General features: G+C 41.8%; 17 protein-coding genes and 1 riboswitch. All 17 genes read right to left on the bottom strand.

Annotation, left to right across the window (positions count from 1 at the left end):
- Positions 1–149: 149 nt before the first annotated feature.
- Positions 150–1,682, bottom strand: coding sequence for a cardiolipin synthase (gene cls, locus B7695_RS00090; RefSeq protein WP_084889253.1), 1,533 nt, complete (start codon positions 1,680–1,682; stop codon positions 150–152).
- A 245-nt stretch (positions 1,683–1,927) separates the two neighbouring features.
- Entirely contained in the window at positions 1,928–2,392 is a 465-nt protein-coding gene (locus B7695_RS00085) for an SP_0198 family lipoprotein (protein WP_084889252.1), read from the bottom strand.
- 86 nt (positions 2,393–2,478) lie between these two features.
- Positions 2,479–3,729: a bifunctional folylpolyglutamate synthase/dihydrofolate synthase gene (locus tag B7695_RS00080; RefSeq protein WP_084889251.1), complete on the bottom strand. Its 1,251-nt coding sequence runs from the start codon at positions 3,727–3,729 to the stop codon at positions 2,479–2,481.
- A 455-nt stretch (positions 3,730–4,184) separates the two neighbouring features.
- Positions 4,185–4,490: a DUF1292 domain-containing protein gene (locus tag B7695_RS00075; RefSeq protein ID WP_000017620.1), complete on the bottom strand. Its 306-nt coding sequence runs from the start codon at positions 4,488–4,490 to the stop codon at positions 4,185–4,187.
- Between the two features lie 15 nt (positions 4,491–4,505).
- The gene (gene ruvX / locus B7695_RS00070; RefSeq protein ID WP_004239076.1) at positions 4,506–4,925 is read right to left on the bottom strand and encodes a Holliday junction resolvase RuvX; all 420 of its coding nucleotides are present in this window, start codon (positions 4,923–4,925) and stop codon (positions 4,506–4,508) included.
- A 3-nt stretch (positions 4,926–4,928) separates the two neighbouring features.
- Positions 4,929–5,195 (bottom strand): IreB family regulatory phosphoprotein, encoded by a 267-nt coding sequence (locus B7695_RS00065; protein WP_000507059.1) that lies wholly within the window; start codon positions 5,193–5,195, stop codon positions 4,929–4,931.
- Positions 5,196–5,281: 86 nt separating this feature from the next.
- Positions 5,282–5,851, bottom strand: coding sequence for an SP0191 family lipoprotein (locus B7695_RS00060; protein ID WP_084889250.1), 570 nt, complete (start codon positions 5,849–5,851; stop codon positions 5,282–5,284).
- Between the two features lie 65 nt (positions 5,852–5,916).
- On the bottom strand, positions 5,917–6,315 hold the full coding sequence (gene spx / locus B7695_RS00055) for a transcriptional regulator Spx (protein ID WP_000591165.1): 399 nt from the start codon (positions 6,313–6,315) through the stop codon (positions 5,917–5,919).
- A 135-nt stretch (positions 6,316–6,450) separates the two neighbouring features.
- Complete coding sequence (mgtA, locus tag B7695_RS00045) at positions 6,451–9,111, bottom strand: magnesium-translocating P-type ATPase (protein WP_084889249.1); 2,661 nt, start codon at positions 9,109–9,111, stop codon at positions 6,451–6,453.
- Between the two features lie 194 nt (positions 9,112–9,305).
- Positions 9,306–9,456: riboswitch (M-box (ykoK) riboswitch) on the bottom strand.
- Between the two features lie 57 nt (positions 9,457–9,513).
- Positions 9,514–10,575: a M24 family metallopeptidase gene (locus B7695_RS00040; RefSeq protein WP_084889248.1), complete on the bottom strand. Its 1,062-nt coding sequence runs from the start codon at positions 10,573–10,575 to the stop codon at positions 9,514–9,516.
- On the bottom strand, positions 10,568–13,399 hold the full coding sequence (gene uvrA, locus B7695_RS00035) for an excinuclease ABC subunit UvrA (RefSeq protein WP_084889247.1): 2,832 nt from the start codon (positions 13,397–13,399) through the stop codon (positions 10,568–10,570). The genes B7695_RS00040 and uvrA overlap by 8 nt, the downstream gene beginning before the upstream one ends.
- Positions 13,400–13,869: 470 nt before the next feature.
- Positions 13,870–14,016: a hypothetical protein gene (locus B7695_RS11160; RefSeq protein WP_180374977.1), complete on the bottom strand. Its 147-nt coding sequence runs from the start codon at positions 14,014–14,016 to the stop codon at positions 13,870–13,872.
- Positions 14,017–14,069: 53 nt separating this feature from the next.
- Positions 14,070–14,462 carry an ArpU family phage packaging/lysis transcriptional regulator gene (locus B7695_RS00030; RefSeq protein WP_045605138.1) on the bottom strand — a complete coding sequence of 131 codons (393 nt, stop codon included), beginning with the start codon at positions 14,460–14,462 and terminating at the stop codon, positions 14,070–14,072.
- Complete coding sequence (locus B7695_RS00025; RefSeq protein ID WP_045605140.1) at positions 14,462–14,881, bottom strand: DUF1492 domain-containing protein; 420 nt, start codon at positions 14,879–14,881, stop codon at positions 14,462–14,464. Before B7695_RS00025 ends, B7695_RS00030 begins: the two co-directional genes overlap by 1 nt.
- A gap of 808 nt (positions 14,882–15,689) precedes the next feature.
- Positions 15,690–16,190: a hypothetical protein gene (locus tag B7695_RS00015; RefSeq protein ID WP_084889245.1), complete on the bottom strand. Its 501-nt coding sequence runs from the start codon at positions 16,188–16,190 to the stop codon at positions 15,690–15,692.
- Positions 16,191–16,272: 82 nt separating this feature from the next.
- Positions 16,273–16,731 carry a hypothetical protein gene (locus B7695_RS00010; RefSeq protein WP_084889244.1) on the bottom strand — a complete coding sequence of 153 codons (459 nt, stop codon included), beginning with the start codon at positions 16,729–16,731 and terminating at the stop codon, positions 16,273–16,275.
- Positions 16,732–16,752: 21 nt separating this feature from the next.
- A complete protein-coding gene (locus B7695_RS00005) occupies positions 16,753–17,364 on the bottom strand; it encodes an ATP-binding protein (protein ID WP_084889243.1) in 612 nt (203 codons plus the stop codon).
- Positions 17,365–17,488 lie beyond the last annotated feature (124 nt).

The following is a 17,488-nucleotide window of genomic DNA, read 5'->3' as shown; positions in this document are numbered from 1 at the left end:
TTCAATTTCCCGAAATCGGTGTAAATGCGTCTGTTTAAATGTCGTGATATAGTTCAATTCTTTCTGAGTCAGCATCTTTCCTCCTCTATCTTTCTATTCGTAAAAGGCAAGAAAAAGAGGACTCGGTCATATCCTCAGTCCTAGATTTCTTATAAGATAGGGGCGAATAACTGGGCAATTTCTTTCACAAGCTTTTGATACCAGCTATTTTTTATCGTATGAGGGAAAATTTCTTGCGATGCTGAAAAAATCTCTTGAAAATCTTTTTGAATCTCAGCGATTGATTCTGTTTTATATAGCAAGACTGCATTTTCATAGTGGTGAAGCAAACTTCTATAATCTAAGTTAATGGTTCCAACTGCAGCAAAGTCCTTATCCACTAGAATTTGTTTACTGTGGATAAAGCCTGGACTATACTCAAAAATCCTTACTCCCGCTGACAACAAATCCGGATAGGCCCCTCTTGTGATGAGTTGAATTAATTTCTTATCCGGAATGAAAGGTGTCACGATGCGGACATCAACACCCCTCATTGCCGCATTTTTAATACTCTCTGTTAAGTCATAGTCAATAATCAAATAGGGTGTTGTGATATAGACTGAATCAGTAGCCTGATTAATCAAACTTTGATAGACTTTTTTCCCTACCTGGGTACGGAAGATGGGCTTGGGTCCGCTACCGTAAGGAATGCAGAGCCCTTGGCCAGAACAAGGCTGATTTTCCAAGTGATACTGGTCAAAATCGCTGATTTCCCCACGATTGATGTACCAAGTCATCAAAAAGAGACGGGTGAGAGCCTTAACACCAGGACCATCTAAGCGAATCCCACTGTCCTTCCAGTAGCCAAAACGTTCTACATGATTAATGTACTCATCGGCTAAGTTGATACCTCCTGTATAGGCTACCTGACCATCTATGACAAGAATTTTACGATGATCACGATTGTTGTAAGCCACCGTCAAACGGGGGATCACCTTGTTAAACTTATGGGCTTCAATTCCTCGACTACGAAGTTGAATAGTATAGTCTCCAGGCAAAGTCGCCATACAGCCGATATCATCATAGAGCATCTTGACCTCTACACCTTGAGCTGCCTTTTGCTCTAGTATAGCTAGTATGCTATTCCACATCAGACCTTCTTCGACAATATAGTACTCTAGAAAGATAAACTTTTCAGCTTTCTTGAGGTCTTCCAACATATATTGCCACATGCTTTCACCCGAAGAAAAGAATTGTGAGTCTGTTCGATTATAGACATCGGCGTTACTATCCATACTTAACAAAGATTTGATAACTCCGTAAGCCGCCTTATCCTCCTCCTTCAATTTCTGGCGGAGAGCTTTACTGTTATCCTCCCGAAAATGCATAGAACCAAGTTTGCCCAACTGCTTGATTTCTTTTTTGGATAATCGTCTTTCACCAAACATCAGATAGAGCAAGGGGCCGATGACAGGAACAAAAGTTACCACTAACCACATCACTTTGCTTTCAGGCGCCATGGAACGATTGACTATCGAAATGATTGTGATGATACTCAGTAGAATGAGGGCGGTAATCCATAAAATAGGGGCCATACGCCCTAAATAAAGAAAGAGACCAAAAACCAGACAAAGTTCAAGTAACATAATCGAAAGACTAAAGCCATACTTGGACATCAATAATTGAAATTTCCTATATTTCATATCCCCTCCTTGATATTTTGAATGCTTAAAACAGGTAATTGATACTCTTCGAAAATCAAATTCAAACCACGTCAGCTTCACCTTGCCGTACTTAAGTACAGCCTGCGGCTAGCTTCCTAGTTTGCTCTTTGATTTTCATTGAGTATGATACTAGTATAACGCAGGTATTCGATAGAAGGCAAGTATTTATGGTCATTTTTCTGAGTAATCATAAAAGAGACCGAAAAATCCAGTCTCCTTCTAGTTTATTTTGATAAAACGATGCGATCAGACGCTTCTCTATCCATATCGTCAATAATCATCTGATTGCCATTGATTGCATAATTTTTGACATCATCACCAATAATCATTCGTTGATTAGCGGCGTCAAAGCTAACCTGCTTGAGTTCTTGTTCCCCGTCAGTTTCTACCTGAGTCCAAGTACCAGTTGTTCCAGTTACCACTAAAGTGATACGGTCTCCTTCATCCTGACCAGTATAAGTTCCATCAATATTAATTGGTTGAGCCTCAGGCGCATTTTGTGAAGAACTTGTCGTTGTCTGATTTGTATTTTCTGTGGAAGATGAAGCAGTAGGTTGTGATTGCTGAGTTTGTTGTGTTTGCGGTTGAGCTACTGGTTGTTGAACTTGTTGAACTCTCTGTGAACAAGCTACTAAGAGACTAAGACTTGCTAGAGAAGCAAGAGAAAGTGTGAATCTTTTTAATTTCATGATGAATTTCCTTTCTTCTACCAATTTATAGAAAATTTTCCTTCTAATTAGTAATTCCACTAGTATAACAAGTTCAACAAAGGAGGTCAATTTATCTGCTCATGCTCCTGTAGGTGACTCCGTACTTCTGATATAAAATAGAGAGACCCTGTAATGAATAACAAGTCCTTGGTATCGGCTTTTTCTTCGAAACTACTAATAAATTCTCTGTAAGAAGGAATGACATGGTAACCGGTCACATCTGTCTCGTCCAAGGACCCTTGATAGTCAAAACCAGTCACCTTGAGTTCCACCTGAGGCAAATTCTCAGTCAGATAAGCCAACATCCCTTGATAATCCTTCCGTTTCAAGGCTCCAAAGAGGATTTGAGGACGATATCCTTCCTGCTCTTTTTCTTTAATAAATTCAACCAAGCGAGTCAAGGCAGGGAGGTTATGAGCACCGTCCAAGTAAATCTGAGGACGAATACGCTCCAAACGCCCAGCCCAATGGGTCTTCTCCAAAGTCTGTCTTACAACCTGCTCATCAACAGCTTCCTTTCCTTCTCTCATAAAGAGAAGAAACGTTTGTAGCGCCAAGGCCGCATTTTCCTGCTGATAAGCTCCTTCTAAACCTATTTTCAACTGTGAAAAAGTTCCCAAAGAACTTGAAAAATCACCATCCTGCATTGAAAAATCCTGACCTGCCTGATAAAGGTCAACAGCTAAAGAGTCTGCTTTTTTCTGACAAACAAGCCTAGCTTCTGAAGACAACTTAGCAATTACTGCCTTTTTACCAGCCTTAAAAATACCAGCTTTCTGCTCTGCGATTGCTGCTATACTGTCACCCAGAGTCTCCTGATGGTCAAGTCCGATGGAGGTAATGACAGCAAGCTCTCCAGTTACCACATTGGTTGTGTCAAGTAAGCCACCAATTCCCACTTCTAGTAGAACCAAATCCACCTCTCGCTCTCTAAAATAAAGAAAAGCAATCAAGGTCAGCAATTCAAAAAAGGACAACTGGTCATGGGTTTGCAGAAGCGTTTTCTCCATCTCCTTGACCTGATTAGCCAAACGGATGAAGTCTGCATCAGCTATTGGTTGCCCGTTAATGCAGATTCGATCATTGATAGAGACGATATGAGGGGAGGTAAAAGTCGCGACTTTTTTACCATGCCCCATAAATAACTCCCTCATAAAAGCAATGGTAGATCCTTTCCCATTAGTCCCTGTTACGTGGATAATAGGGTAAGACTGCTCAGGATTTCCTAACAAATCCACCGCTTGTTGCATTCGGCCCAAGCCTGATCTAAAATTCAAACCAATCCGACTATGGAGCCATTCTTCTACTTCAAACATATACATCTCCTTAATTACAGGTTCAATCAACTGCCTCAATAAAGTCTCATAACTAACAAAAACGAGGCCAGGATTTTCGTCCCGACCTCTCACCTGGTTAGCTAATCACTAGCAACTATGAATATTAACTTGGGCTAAAAACGTCCCCCGGACGTTCCAACTCTTCCAATTTCTAGGAGTTGGGGTAAAAATATCCCCCGAACTTACTGACGGTTTTTACTTTTAGCGTCAGGGTAAAAATGTCCACTGGACGTTCCAACTCTTCCTAATTTTTGGGAGTTGGACTGATACAGTCTCCCAGACTTACTTACGGTCTTTATTTTTAGCGTAAGGGTAAAAATGTTCACTGAATGTGCCTGCGTTTCTAATTTCTAGCGCAGGGCTAAACACGTCCACTGGACATTCCAACTCTTCTAATTTTCAGGAGTTGGGGTGATACAGTCTCCCAGACTGTATCACTCCTCCATAAAGCTGTTGAAGACTTCTTCAATCATGTTCCATTCGTCTTCTGAGTCTTCTGGGATTGGTTGCAATTCGCCTTCTGTTCCATCTTCGTTTTCGATGAATGAGTAAGCTTGGATTTCGACTTGTCCGTCTTCGTCTTCTTCTGCGTTAACTGGTACTAGAAGAACATAGTTTTTACCAAATTCTTCTTTTCCGTCAATCGTCAAAAGGATTTCAAACAAGGTTTCATTTCCTTGCTCATCTACTAGTGTGATTAGTTCACGTTCTTCGTGGTCGTGGTTATGATCGTGTGACATAGCCTCTCCTTTATATTAAAATTTTCTATCTAAATAATTTTGTAAAATCAGCTGAGCTGCTAACTTATCAATGACTTTCTTTCGCTTATTGCGACTGATATCTGCTTGTTCAATCAACATGCGCTCTGCAGCAACTGTTGTCAAGCGTTCATCTTGATAGTCTACTGGTAAACCAAAAAGCTCTTCTAGCTTTGCTCCGTATGCTTGACTAGCTTCCACGCGCGGTCCGCTTGTATTGTTCATGTTTTTAGGTAAGCCCACTACAAATCGTTCCACCTTGTAAGTATCAACCAACTCTTTAACGCGGTCAAAACCAAATTGGCCTTGCTCCTCATTGATTTGGATGATTTCAAGCCCTTGAGCTGTAAAACCGAGCGGGTCGCTAATAGCCACCCCTACCGTTTTTGAACCGACGTCCAATCCCATAATTCTCATAGGTTACAGATCGACTCCTTGTCCTTTAAGGTAGTAGCGGACCAATTCCTCAACGATTTCATCACGCTCATACTTACGGATTTGATTTCGTGCATTATTATAACGAGGAACGTAGGCAGGGTCTCCACTCAATACGTAACCTACGATTTGATTAATTGGGTTGTAGCCCTTATCGTTCAACGAAGCATAGACATCAGTCAAAGTTTCGCTAATTTCTTTTTTATTGGAATCGTCCAATTTAAAACGTACTGTTTCTTCAGTAAATCCCATTCTAACACCCTCTTTCCTTAGAATAGTACCATTATAGCATAATTCCTTACGTTCTACAATTCAGGCAGTCTATTTATTTGGATTTTCTACTGTTCTGTCGCACCATTTGCCAATCTGTCTGAAATATATTTGCTTGGTTCATTTTTCAAAAGATTTTCCAAGCCAATATTCTTCAAATATTCCAACTGGGAAGCCTTTTTGACGTCCAAAACTTGAAAATCATAACTAGTCGTTGTTTGAAGTTCCGTTGCACTCAATAGTTTGGTTTCAAGTTTGAAGCCTGCCAATTTACGAGCTTCAATGATAGCCTCATCCTTTTCCTCCGCCTCAAGAAGAGCTTTTTGAGTTTCTTCCACACCATGTTGGTCAATATAGGTCTTCAACTCATCTGAGACTGGACGCTTTTGTTGGATGGTTAAGTTCAAAAAAGTCTTGTCTTTATAAGTAATGGTTTGGGTTTGCTGGCTACCATCATCTGACTTGGGCAAGACCAAAGTCTTGGTTACAACTGTATTCTTCTCAGCATTTTCAATAACTGGCAATGCCGACTGAAGCGTATCCTTTTCTGTTTTTGTAGCTGATCCAGTTTCTTTTTTCTGTCCGCAACCAACTAGGACAAAAAGGAAAGCTAGACTAACAAGAACTATTTTTTTCATTTCTTTCTTCTTTCTTTTTGAAATTAAAATAGAATAAGACTGGGAGTTGCTCCCAGCCTTGATGTTTATAGAGCTGCACGCAAACGTGCTTCTGCATTTTCTACATTACGGACAGAGCGTGGTAGGAAGGCACGAATATCGTCTTCCTTATAGCCAACTTGCAGGCGTTTTTCATCTACAAGGATTGGGCTCTTTAAAATTCTCGGTGTTTCCATAATCAGATTGAGGACTTCATTGACGCTCAAATCTTCAATATCCACTCCAAGGGCTTTGGCATAGCGATTTTTAGAGGAAACGATGCTGGCTATTCCGTTATCTGTTTTGGTTAGAATATCCAGTAATTCTTCTCTCGTAATTCCTTCTTTACCAAGGTTTTGTTCTTTATAACTTAACTGGTGGGCATTGAGCCAGGTTTTTGCTTTTTTACAGCTAGTACAACTTGAGACTGTATAAATTTTAATCATGTACCTACCCCTTTCGCTACATGTTACTATCAGTTTAGTCTATTATACCATAAAAAACATCCGACTTGCGACCTATTTTTAAATTTTTTTGACTTTTTTCGTCATTTTCGTACTTTTTTCTTGACAAAATGAAATTTACAGCCATTCTTGATATTTCTTGATATAGATTTTTTTCACAATTGTCACGCTAATCATGTACAAAATAATGATGAAAAGTAAAAAGATGAAATAAATCGGTTTTAAAGGAGTGAGATGAAGTAGGCTTGCGAGTGGACTGTAGGGAAGGAAGGTCACAAAGGCTGCAGCCAAGAAGGTTGTCACAAGGACTAGCCAAGCTGGACGACTTTGTAAAAAGGGAATTTTGGCTGAACGCAGCATATGAATAACCATAGTCTGAGACCACATAGACTCGATAAACCAACCTGTCTGGAACAAAACAATAAATCCTACGGCCGACTCTGCTCCATGAACATAGGCATGACCTGTCGTCATGGGTACAATGATAAAATAGAGCAAAATGAAGGTCAAAATATCAAAGGCAGAAGAGATAGGCCCCATCCAAACCATGAAACGTGTGATGGATTTAGCTTCCCATGTATGCGGATTTCTCAAAAAATCTTTGTCCACCTTGTCAAAAGGCAAAGCAATACAAGACAAATCATAGACTAGATTTAGGATAATCAAATGGACTGGTGCCATTGGTAAAAAGGGTAAAAAGATTCCAGAGACCAATAGGGATAAGATATTTCCAAAATTAGAACTCACTGTCATCTTGATATATTTAGTCATATTAGCATAGACCTTACGCCCTTCAACAAGTCCTTTTTCAAGCACCATGAGATCCTTATCAAGTAGGATAACATCAGCTGTTTCTTTAGCAATATCTACTGCTGTATCAACAGAAATCCCCACATCTGCAACTTTCATAGAAGGAGCATCATTGATTCCATCCCCCATATAGCCGACAGCATGACCATTAGCCTTAAATTGCAAAATAATCCTTGCTTTTTGGTCAGGAGAAAGTTTGGCAAAGACTGTTACCTCCTCTACGGCTTGGGCCAATTCTTGATCACTCATCTGATCAATTTCAGACCCCAACAGCATCTGATTGACATCCAAACCAACCTTTTCACAGACTGCTTGGGTAACTTTTTCGTTGTCTCCCGTCAAAATCTTTGTTTGAACCCCATGTTCTAACAGAGCCTTAATTGCTGGTGCTGCAGATGGTTTAGGAGGATCTAGGAAGGCTAAATAACCAGTTAGAATCATATCCCCTTCGTCATCAACTGTATAGGCATGACCTTCCCTCAAACCTGACTTATAGGCCACTCCCAAGACACGCAAACCTTGTTGATTTAGTTGTCTGACTTCTGCTAAAATTTCTTCTCTAATAACATCTGTCAAGGGAGTAATCACTCCTTGGTATTCCGCATAACTGGAAATCGTCAACATTTCCTCTAGGGCACCCTTGGTTACCAAACTAACAACTTCGTGTTCATCCTTAACGATAACACTCATCCGTCTACGTTCAAAATCAAAGGGAAGCTCATCTATTTTTTGAAAAGTTTGAGCCAGATTTTGGAGGATATCGTGTTCTTTTGCTTCCTTTTCAGTCCGTTTGATGATAGCTCTGTCCATCAAATTTTTCAGACCAGTTTGAAAATAGGAATTGAGATAGGCCCGTCTCAAGACGGTCAAATCCAAGCGTCCGTGGATGTCCAAGGGATATTCAAGGACAATTTCGTCTTGGGTTAGAGTTCCTGTCTTATCTGTACACAAAATATCAATCGCCCCTAAGTCCTGTATGGCATTGAGTTTCTTGATAACCACTTTTTCCTTGGCCATAATGATGGAGCCTTTTGCTAGACTGGCCGTGATAATCATAGGAAGCATCTCAGGTGTCAATCCAACACCAACACTCAAGGCAAATACGCCAGCTTCTAACCAATCTCCATCTGTTAAACCATTGGACAAGAAAACGACGGGCACCATGACCAACATCAAGCGAATTAAGAGCCAAGAGATACTATTCATCTCTCGCTCAAACGAAGTGGGTTCGTCATAGGTGTTCAGAGTCTGCTCAATGGCCCCCATCATGGTATCATCACCAACCGCCAAAACCACGGCCTTGGCACTACCAGACAAGACATTGGTTCCCATAAAAGCCAAGGATTCGGCTTCTAGCAGACTATCAGGTTGTTGAACCGTTGCCTTGGTCAAGGCCAATTTTTCAACAGAATCACTTTCGCCTGTCAAGCCAGACTGTTGTACAAAGAAATCGCGCGACTCAAATAAAAGAAGATCTGCTGGAATCATGTCTCCAGCACTTAATTTAACCACGTCACCCACTACCAAATCATCGATAGGTACTTCTTGAATTTCTCCTTGACGAATGACTGTCGCTGTGTTGACAATCATTTTTGATAGATTGGTCGCAGCCTTGTCACTGCGGAGTTCTTGGACAAATCGAATGCCTCCAGAAATGAGGACTAGGACAACGATGATAATGGAAGTCGTCGGATCTTCTTGACCTGGTTTTGCCAACCAGACATTGGTCACCAAGGAAATCACGGCGATAACCAGCAAGATGATTGTAAAAGGATTGATAATCGATTCGTAAATCTTTTTCAAAATCGAATCTTCTTGGCCTTTGGTAATCACATTTTCGCCATAGAGGTCACGATTTTTTTCGACTTGTTCCTCTATCAAACCGTTTAAACTGGTATGATAAAAAGTTAGACTCTCGTCTAAAGGGACTTGAATAGCTGTTGCTAATCTTTCTTTTGTTGTTTTCATTGGTTTCTCCTATCTGTATGAATGATGTGTTTCATACACAGAGACCAATCACTTTATAAGGGCAGAACGACACAAATCAGCGATTGGCTGTGTATGTGCGGTTCCGGATGGTCGTCAATTTGCATCGTCTGTCTCCTTTCTTTGTTTTAAACAGTAGAAAATCCCACCATAAAATGGCAGGATTAAAAAACTAGTTATCTGTTTTTCGTTCAAGCTTTAACTCCATAGGGCAATGAAATGAGCTTAGTCTTAGCCTTCGCGACCAGGACTGTTGACCAACGAGTAGTGTCTCCACTGCTTTGCGGTAGTCATCCGTATCCCTATGGTAGCCTCACCTACCGTTTTCGTTTTTCAGTATAAACCTTTAAAATTTAAAAGTCAATCATTTGAGTTGTTTGACTCTTAAATAACTATCAACTCTTTTGGAGCTAGGGTCAACAATTCACAACCTGTCTCTGTAATCAGGATATCATCCTCGATACGAACGCCATATTTGCCTTCGATGTAGATACCTGGCTCATCGGTCAAGGCCATACCTGCCTTAATAGTTTCTGTAGAAGTCTGGCTAAAGTAAGGCTCTTCATGAATATCCAGTCCAATACCGTGTCCGATACCATGGGTAAAGTAGTCGCCATAGCCTGCTTCGATGATAATATCACGAGGGATTTTGTCAAAGTCACGGAAACCTAATCCTGCCTTAGCCTGGTCAATCAAGGCTTGGTTGGCTTTCAAAACCGTATTGTAAATCTCTACCTGCTCGTCGCTAACATGTCCTAGATAGATAGTCCGTGTCATATCACTGACATAGTGGTCATAAAGGCAACCGAAGTCCATGGTAATGGCTTCTCCTAGCTCCACTGGCTTGTGCATAGGATGGGCATGGGGTTTGGAAGAGTTGATACCGCTAGCTAGAATAGTGTCAAAAGACAAGCCAGATGCTCCCAACTCACGCATGCGGAAGTCAAGGAAGTTGGCAATCTCAATTTCAGTCTTTCCTGGCTTAATAAAGTCAAGCGCATCGCGGAAAGCTTGGTCTGAGATAGAACAAGCCTTGCGAATAGCTGCAATCTCCGCCTCATCCTTAATCATTCGAAGACCTTCAACAAACTGAGTTTGTGGAAGCAAGTCAATTCCTTCAAAGGCTGCCTGCATACGGTGATAATAAGAAACCGAAATCTCGTCCTCAAAACCAATTCGAGACAAGCCCATATCCTTAACAATACCCGCAATGACAGCCAATTCATCGCGGTCAGCCACAATCTCAAAACCACTGGTTTCTTGCTTGGCTGCAATGATATAGCGAGAATCTGTCACCAAGACCTGACGGTCACGGCTGATAAAGACTGTTCCGTTTGAACCCCAAAAACCAGTCAAGTAGTAAACATTTTTAAGGTTATTGATAATGATGCCATCTAGTTCTTTTTCTTGCATTTTAGTGAGAAATGCTTGTACACGTTTATTCATGATCTAACTTTCCTTTCAAATACTGTCCTGTGTAGCTGGCTTCGTTGGCAGCTACTTCTTCTGGAGTTCCCGTTGCGATGATGGTTCCACCACCGACACCGCCCTCGGGACCCAGGTCGATAATATGGTCTGCTGTCTTAATGACATCCAGATTGTGCTCAATGACAAGGACTGTATTGCCATCGTCAACAAAGCGAGCTAAGACTTTAAGCAAGCGAGCGATATCCTCGGTATGTAGCCCTGTCGTCGGCTCATCGAGAATGTAGAAAGATTTTCCTGTCGAGCGTTTGTGGAGTTCGCTAGCCAGCTTCATACGCTGGGCTTCTCCCCCAGAAAGAGTAGTAGCTGGTTGCCCTAGCGTCACATATCCTAGCCCTACATCCTTGATAGTCTGGAGTTTGCGTTGAATCTTAGGAATGTGTTGGAAGAACTCTACCGCATCGTTGACTGTCATGTCCAAGACTTGCGAGATATTTTTTTCCTTGTAGTGAACTTCTAGGGTTTCACTGTTATAGCGGGTCCCGTGGCAAACTTCACAAGCCACATAAACATCTGGCAAGAAGTGCATCTCAATCTTGATAATCCCGTCACCTGAGCAGGCTTCACAACGACCACCCTTGACGTTGAAACTGAAACGACCCTTCTTGTAGCCTCGAATCTTGGCTTCGTTTGTCTGGGCAAAAAGGTCACGTATATCGTCAAAAACTCCTGTATAAGTAGCCGGGTTAGACCTTGGCGTTCGTCCGATTGGACTCTGGTCAATGTCAATCAAGCGGTCTACGTGCTCAATTCCTGTAATAGTTTTAAATTTACCAGGCTTGTCTGCATTGCGGTTGAGTTTTTGAGCAATGGCTTTTTTGAGGATGCTGTTGATTAAGGTCGATTTCCCTGAACCCGATACCCCTGTCACTGCGATGAATTTTCCTAGTGGGAAGCGAGCTGTGACATTTTGCAGGTTGTTCTCACGCGCTCCCGTCACCTCGATAAAACGACCATTTCCGGTACGGCGCTCTTCGGGTACTGGAATGGCACGTTTACCTGACAAGTACTGGCCTGTGATAGACTTGCTGTTGCGAGCCACCTGTTTGGGCGTACCTGCAGCAACAATCTCCCCACCAAAAACACCGGCACCGGGACCAACGTCAATCAGGTAATCCGCCTCGCGCATAGTATCTTCGTCGTGTTCCACCACGATGAGAGTATTGCCCAAGTCACGCATCTTTTTCAGACTGGCAATCAGACGGTCATTGTCCCTCTGGTGGAGACCAATTGACGGCTCATCTAGGATATAGAGGACACCTGATAGGTTGGAACCAATCTGGGTCGCCAAACGAATACGCTGACTTTCCCCACCCGAAAGGGTTCCTGCCGAACGAGACAGCGTCAGATAGTTAAGGCCCACGTTATTAAGGAAGGTCAAGCGATCCTTGATTTCCTTGAGAATGGGACGAGCAATGATTGCTTCATTTTCAGACAGGGTCAGCCGGCTCACCAAGTCCAAGTGGTCTGCGATAGACAGGTCTGAGATTGCTCCGATATGTGGCCCTTGCTCGCCACCCACACGGACAGACAAGGCCTGGTCATTGAGACGATAGCCGTGACAAGTCCCACAGGTCAACTCATTCATGTAGAGGCGCATCTGGGTACGAGTATAATCACTGTTGGTCTCATGGTAGCGACGTTTGATATTATTGACAACTCCCTCAAAAGGAATATCGATATCGCGCACACCACCAAATTCATTCTCATAGTGGAAATGGAATTCCTTGCCATCTGAACCGTAGAGAATCAAGTTCTTGTCTTCTTCTGACAAGTCCTCAAAAGGCCTATCCATATCCACTCCAAAGGCTGTCATGGCTTGTTCCAGCATGTTTGGATAGTAGTTAGATGAGATAGGATTCCAAGGTGCCAAGGCTCCCTCACGTAGCGTTTTGCTGGCATCTGGCACGACCAAATCAGTATCCACTTCTAGCTTAATACCCAAGCCGTCACACTCACTACAAGAGCCAAAAGGAGCATTGAAGGAGAAGAGGCGTGGCTCTAACTCTGGAACAGTAAAGCCACAAACTGGACAGGCATAATGCTCAGAGAAGAGCAACTCAGAATCGTCCATAGTGTCGATAATGACATAACCTTCTGCGATACGAAGAGCAGCCTCAATGGAATCAAAGAGACGACTACGAATACCCTCCTTGATGACAATACGGTCAACCACGACATCAATATTGTGTTGCTTACTCTTGGACAACTCTGGTACTTCGGTCACATCATAGACTTCCCCATCCACACGGACACGAACATAGCCGTCTTTCTGAACCTTCTCAATGACACTCTTATGTTGGCCTTTTTTCTTGCGAATAACTGGAGCTAAGATTTGCAGGCGCTGGCGTTCTGGTAACTCTAAAACCTTATCCACAATTTGCTCCACAGAAGAAGCCTTGATAGCCCCATGCCCGTTGGTACAGTAAGGCGTCCCCACACGCGCGTAGAGGAGACGCAGATAGTCATTGATTTCAGTCGTGGTTCCCACCGTCGAACGAGGGTTTTTACTAGTCGTTTTCTGGTCAATGGAAATAGCTGGGCTGAGACCATCAATAGCATCTACATCTGGTTTTTCCATATTCCCCAAGAACTGGCGAGCGTAGGCTGACAAACTCTCCACATAGCGACGTTGTCCCTCCGCATAGAGGGTATCAAAGGCCAGACTGGATTTCCCTGAACCTGACAAGCCAGTCACAACAACCAACTTGTCTCGCGGAATCTCCACATCAATATTTTTTAAATTATGGGCACGCGCCCCATGAATGACAATTTTATCTTGCATCTTTGTTCTTTCTAGTCCATTATTGCTTACCATTATACCAAAAAAAGTGAGATTCTATTACCCAAAAGGCCGATTTTGTAGTATAATCAAGAACTGCTTGTTTTATGTTTCTTTAGAGCTTCCTAACCCTTATATCACGCGCTTTTTAATAAAAATTACTAACATTACTATTTACTACTTGCTCCCCCAAAGTACGCAAAAAGGGGAGCAAAAAAGCCCCACAAAAGGGCTAAGATTTAACGAGTTCAGCAGGCAAGAAACTAGCACGGTCAAACGTGCTTTTTTTATTGCTGGTTGCTGATAGGTATATTATACCATGAAGCGCGTGGTTTATAAGATTATGACCTCACAAAAAGCCCCCAGATTCGTTTCTAAGGGCTTGTAGTTTGTCCGTGGTGTTTTAGTTGTCCAGTACGAAACAAAGCAAAATAGGGGGCGAATATGAAGCCTACGCCTACATTTGACAACATTTATGCTTCTAACTCTTGTAGTAAGGTTAAATCTAAACCATCAAGGTCAAAATCTATGTTTAAATCGATGTCTATATCCATGTTTAAATCTATCTCCATATCCTCTAATTGGATATTCTCCAAATCAATCAAAAAATCTTCAATCATGTCATCCCCCCTCGCTTAAATCTCAACATTTCTCAACAAAACACCACAAACGCCTACTTATATGCTTCTAGCTCTCCGTTCTGGTGGATTCTCGCAAAGTTTAAGACGGCTATCTGTTTGTATCGGTGGTAGCTAGTGGAGCTAGTACCTGCCATCTCTACGCATTCACTCATTGTTTTCTTTCTCATATAGCAATAATGGATAATAAAGTATTTTCTGGCTCGTTTGTTCTCTATGCTGTTGATGTCGTGGGCGAATATCTCCAGCCCCTCACGGATTGCTTTTTCATGCTCACCGCTCAAATTCCACTGATCAGGTAAGATAAGTTTCCAAGCCTCTTCATCTATCGTAACTTGGTTTTCACTTCCTGCCATCCTCTGGAATCGTAGAAAGTAAGTCATCCGCTTTCTGACGTTCATCATCGTTTTAAACTTATCCAGCTCCATTAGTTCGCTCCTTCCACCTTGCTCAAGTGTTCTATAGCTTCCTGCTTTACTCGATATACTGTAGTCTTTGATTTATCTATTTCCTCAGCAACCTGCCAAGCGTCTAGATTATTCAAATAAAAAAGTCTTAGAACAGAACGCTCAAGCGGATTGACCAACTTATCAATCAGCCTAGATATTTCCATTCTCTCTTCAGTAAGTCGCTCAATCCTCTGAAGCGTATCCTCTTTTAGTTTTAGAACACTTATAAGATTGTTCTCTGTCTTGTTCTCTCTGCTTGCCTGTACCCTGCTATGGCTTAGTGTTGGCTTTTTGATAATACCACCTTCCAGGGCCTCCAATTCCAAATATAAGCCTTTGATTTCCTTGCTTATCCACTTAACGCCCTCTAGTTTTTCTTTTACCTGCTCTGGTGTCATGCCTCGGCCTCCTCTATGATATAATATTTTTATCGGAATATCACAAAGGAGTCAGCCCTGTGCTGGCTTTTTTTCGTTTTCTCTATGTTCGCTCTAGCTTCAAATGCTTTCCCGTGAGAAAAAATGTACAATGACGGTGTGAAGCTCATAGAAGCGCGTGGGGAGGGAGATAGCCCCCATATCTCCTTATGGTTTGATAAGCAATTAAGGGATGTTTTTATTTCTCTTCTTTCCTTGTCATTCTGCAAGCAATTAAGGCAAGTTATTTCTTTGCTTATCTGCTTATCATTTGGTAAGCAACAAATCCAAAATAACAGACTTTTAAATTGCTCTTATCTCCTTACAGTTCTTCAGGGAGTAAAATCAAAATAAGCGATGTTATTTCCTGTCCTATTCCCTTACCGTTTGACAAGGAGAAAAACGAAAATAAGGAGCTTTTAAATTTGTCTTAACTCCCTATCGTTTTGTAAGCAATTAAGAAGGTTTATTGTCGTCCTTATCTGCTTATCGTTTCTCAGGGAGTTAAGGAGGGTTTTTATTGCTCTTATCTGCTTGATAAATGATAGGGGAATATAGCCACTTTCTCGGCGTTCGCTCGGAGTTCAACACACATAACCCTGCCATTTGTCAGGCATATTTACTGCCACTACCTAACCAAAACCTTACCATTTTTTGGAACGCTTACCGCACCCTTTTTTGGAACGCTCTACTTACTTAAATCCTTGATATATCTAGCTTTTTTAACATTCAAACCGTCTAATATGTAGTATTTGTTCGTTTTGTAAATTGCACACTACTTCATATTGTCTCACAATCTCGAACCATTCATCCAAAATCTATCCCCTTTTTTAGTATACTTCAAAAACTTCTTATAGTGCTTATGATACCTGTCACGCTTCATATACTTTGGTCTTTCAGGGAAACCATCAAACATATATCCACGTCTAGGACTCCACCCTGGTTCTACCTTTCTAGCTTCCCTAAGCGCAAGCTCCCAGTAATATTGGCAATCCGTTTTACTGCGGTTCAGGGTACTCTTGTGGATATCTAGACAAGTACCGCAACTAAAATACAAATACCGTTTATAAAGCAACCTACACCGTCTCCCACAATCAGGGCAAAGAAAGAAATATCGATTACCTCCCTTAGTTCCTGCTATTCTGTCTAATTCAAATGACTCTCCACCAAAATCAATCATTAAACTATCCAAATCAATTTCTAAACGTTGACCGTCCAACTCGGCTATACCCTTAGTTATTCCTCTCAGCTTCATTGGTTTAGTGATTGTTTCTATTGCTAACTGCTTCATTATTTCCCTCTATATGGAAAAACCCAAAACTATTGGGTTCAGTAGTAGTGAAACCACAAAAAGAGGCAATGCCCCTTTGCTACTATTCTTCACTGAGTAAGCCACTTACTACCACATCACGGACAAATTGAGCTTGTTTTTCTTTGGGTAGTTGCAAAGCTTCAAGTAAAGACTCTAGAACTTGCTTGTCAGTTCCTGCAATCAACTTCTTAATGATATTCTGGAATTGTCCTTCCAAGTACTCGCAAAAATGTATCCGCTGTGCTTGTGTCGGCTGCACTGGTACTGGTGAACTATCTGCAATCAGCAAGAAGCAGGCTTCCGCGATTTGGGCGAATAACTTTGCACGCGCTTCAGGGTGTCTGTATAACTCATAGGCGTTTATGCTGGTGTCTTCCGTTCGGAGCTTCTCACCTAGTTCAATCAGTTTAGGCGTATCTTCAAGACATACTGGTGTTGCATCCGCCATAAAATCGTCACGCTTACGGTTGAGTTCCTCCAGTTCCTGATCTGCCTGTTCAAAGTATATTTGTTCTGTCATGGGATTCCTCCTTTTCTCTGGCTAAAAATTGCGTTTCATCCTCTTGTCTTGGATGTCTGTCATGTTATATACATTCCCCTCTGATCGTTTTCCAATTCGACTGACTAGCTTATCATTATAGATTCTAGCTAGCTCTTTGCCGTTGTGGTTGGTGTTGATGATAGTTGTTTCCCGCTTATCAAAAACCTTGAAAAGAAAGGTCTGTACCCAATTATTAGCCTCATCTTTTCGGCTATTCATAACGCTTTCTGTGCCTAGATCATCAATAAAGAGATAGTCAACCTCGGTCAGCAACTTCAAGGCGTCATACTCTGTAAAATCACTCTGTCTATACTGCCAACCTGACTGAATGCGCGTGATAATCTCAGTAATACTGACAAAAAGCACACTCTTAGGCTCATTCCTAGACTTATAGCCCTCGTTAATGGCTTTGGCCATAGAATAGCATAAATGACTTTTTCCAGTACCTGGATTGCCCATAATTAGCGTGTTTCCTGTCATACCGTTTAGGTACTCCTTAGCTTGTTTGATAGCAAACTCCTTGGCCTCGTGTTCCTCTTTTGTCTCGGCTTTGAAAGTGCTAAAAGAGGCCTCTCTCAGCTCATTTGACACCGTACTTTCACGCGCTAGCACATCATAGGTTGAAGAGTCCAGATCATGACGAGCCCACTGAAAAAGTCATCAACTTGATGGCTTTTTTGTTATACTAGAGATGAGGTGAAATCATGCTTGATAATCAGTTAACTATGGATGTCAG

The sequence above is a fragment of the Streptococcus mitis genome, assembly GCF_002096845.1.
Classification (GTDB): domain Bacteria; phylum Bacillota; class Bacilli; order Lactobacillales; family Streptococcaceae; genus Streptococcus; species Streptococcus mitis_A.
This window is presented reverse-complemented; position numbering and strand designations above follow the sequence as displayed.

What these genes read in the sequence shown, in the direction of transcription:
- B7695_RS00015 (WP_084889245.1), bottom strand. Translation starts at nt 16,190, where the DNA reads ATGAAGCAGTTAGCAATAGAAACAATCACTAAACCAATGAAGCTGAGA.
- B7695_RS00080 (WP_084889251.1), bottom strand. Translation starts at nt 3,729, where the DNA reads ATGTTTGAAGTAGAAGAATGGCTCCATAGTCGGATTGGTTTGAATTTT.
- B7695_RS00060 (WP_084889250.1), bottom strand. Translation starts at nt 5,851, where the DNA reads ATGAAAAAAATAGTTCTTGTTAGTCTAGCTTTCCTTTTTGTCCTAGTT.
- B7695_RS00065 (WP_000507059.1), bottom strand. Translation starts at nt 5,195, where the DNA reads ATGGGATTTACTGAAGAAACAGTACGTTTTAAATTGGACGATTCCAAT.
- cls (WP_084889253.1), bottom strand. Translation starts at nt 1,682, where the DNA reads ATGAAATATAGGAAATTTCAATTATTGATGTCCAAGTATGGCTTTAGT.
- B7695_RS00025 (WP_045605140.1), bottom strand. Translation starts at nt 14,881, where the DNA reads ATGACACCAGAGCAGGTAAAAGAAAAACTAGAGGGCGTTAAGTGGATA.
- uvrA (WP_084889247.1), bottom strand. Translation starts at nt 13,399, where the DNA reads ATGCAAGATAAAATTGTCATTCATGGGGCGCGTGCCCATAATTTAAAA.
- ruvX (WP_004239076.1), bottom strand. Translation starts at nt 4,925, where the DNA reads ATGAGAATTATGGGATTGGACGTCGGTTCAAAAACGGTAGGGGTGGCT.
- B7695_RS00075 (WP_000017620.1), bottom strand. Translation starts at nt 4,490, where the DNA reads ATGTCACACGATCATAACCACGACCACGAAGAACGTGAACTAATCACA.
- B7695_RS00085 (WP_084889252.1), bottom strand. Translation starts at nt 2,392, where the DNA reads ATGAAATTAAAAAGATTCACACTTTCTCTTGCTTCTCTAGCAAGTCTT.
- B7695_RS00040 (WP_084889248.1), bottom strand. Translation starts at nt 10,575, where the DNA reads ATGAATAAACGTGTACAAGCATTTCTCACTAAAATGCAAGAAAAAGAA.
- mgtA (WP_084889249.1), bottom strand. Translation starts at nt 9,111, where the DNA reads ATGAAAACAACAAAAGAAAGATTAGCAACAGCTATTCAAGTCCCTTTA.
- B7695_RS00010 (WP_084889244.1), bottom strand. Translation starts at nt 16,731, where the DNA reads ATGACAGAACAAATATACTTTGAACAGGCAGATCAGGAACTGGAGGAA.
- B7695_RS00030 (WP_045605138.1), bottom strand. Translation starts at nt 14,462, where the DNA reads ATGGAGCTGGATAAGTTTAAAACGATGATGAACGTCAGAAAGCGGATG.
- B7695_RS11160 (WP_180374977.1), bottom strand. Translation starts at nt 14,016, where the DNA reads ATGATTGAAGATTTTTTGATTGATTTGGAGAATATCCAATTAGAGGAT.
- spx (WP_000591165.1), bottom strand. Translation starts at nt 6,315, where the DNA reads ATGATTAAAATTTATACAGTCTCAAGTTGTACTAGCTGTAAAAAAGCA.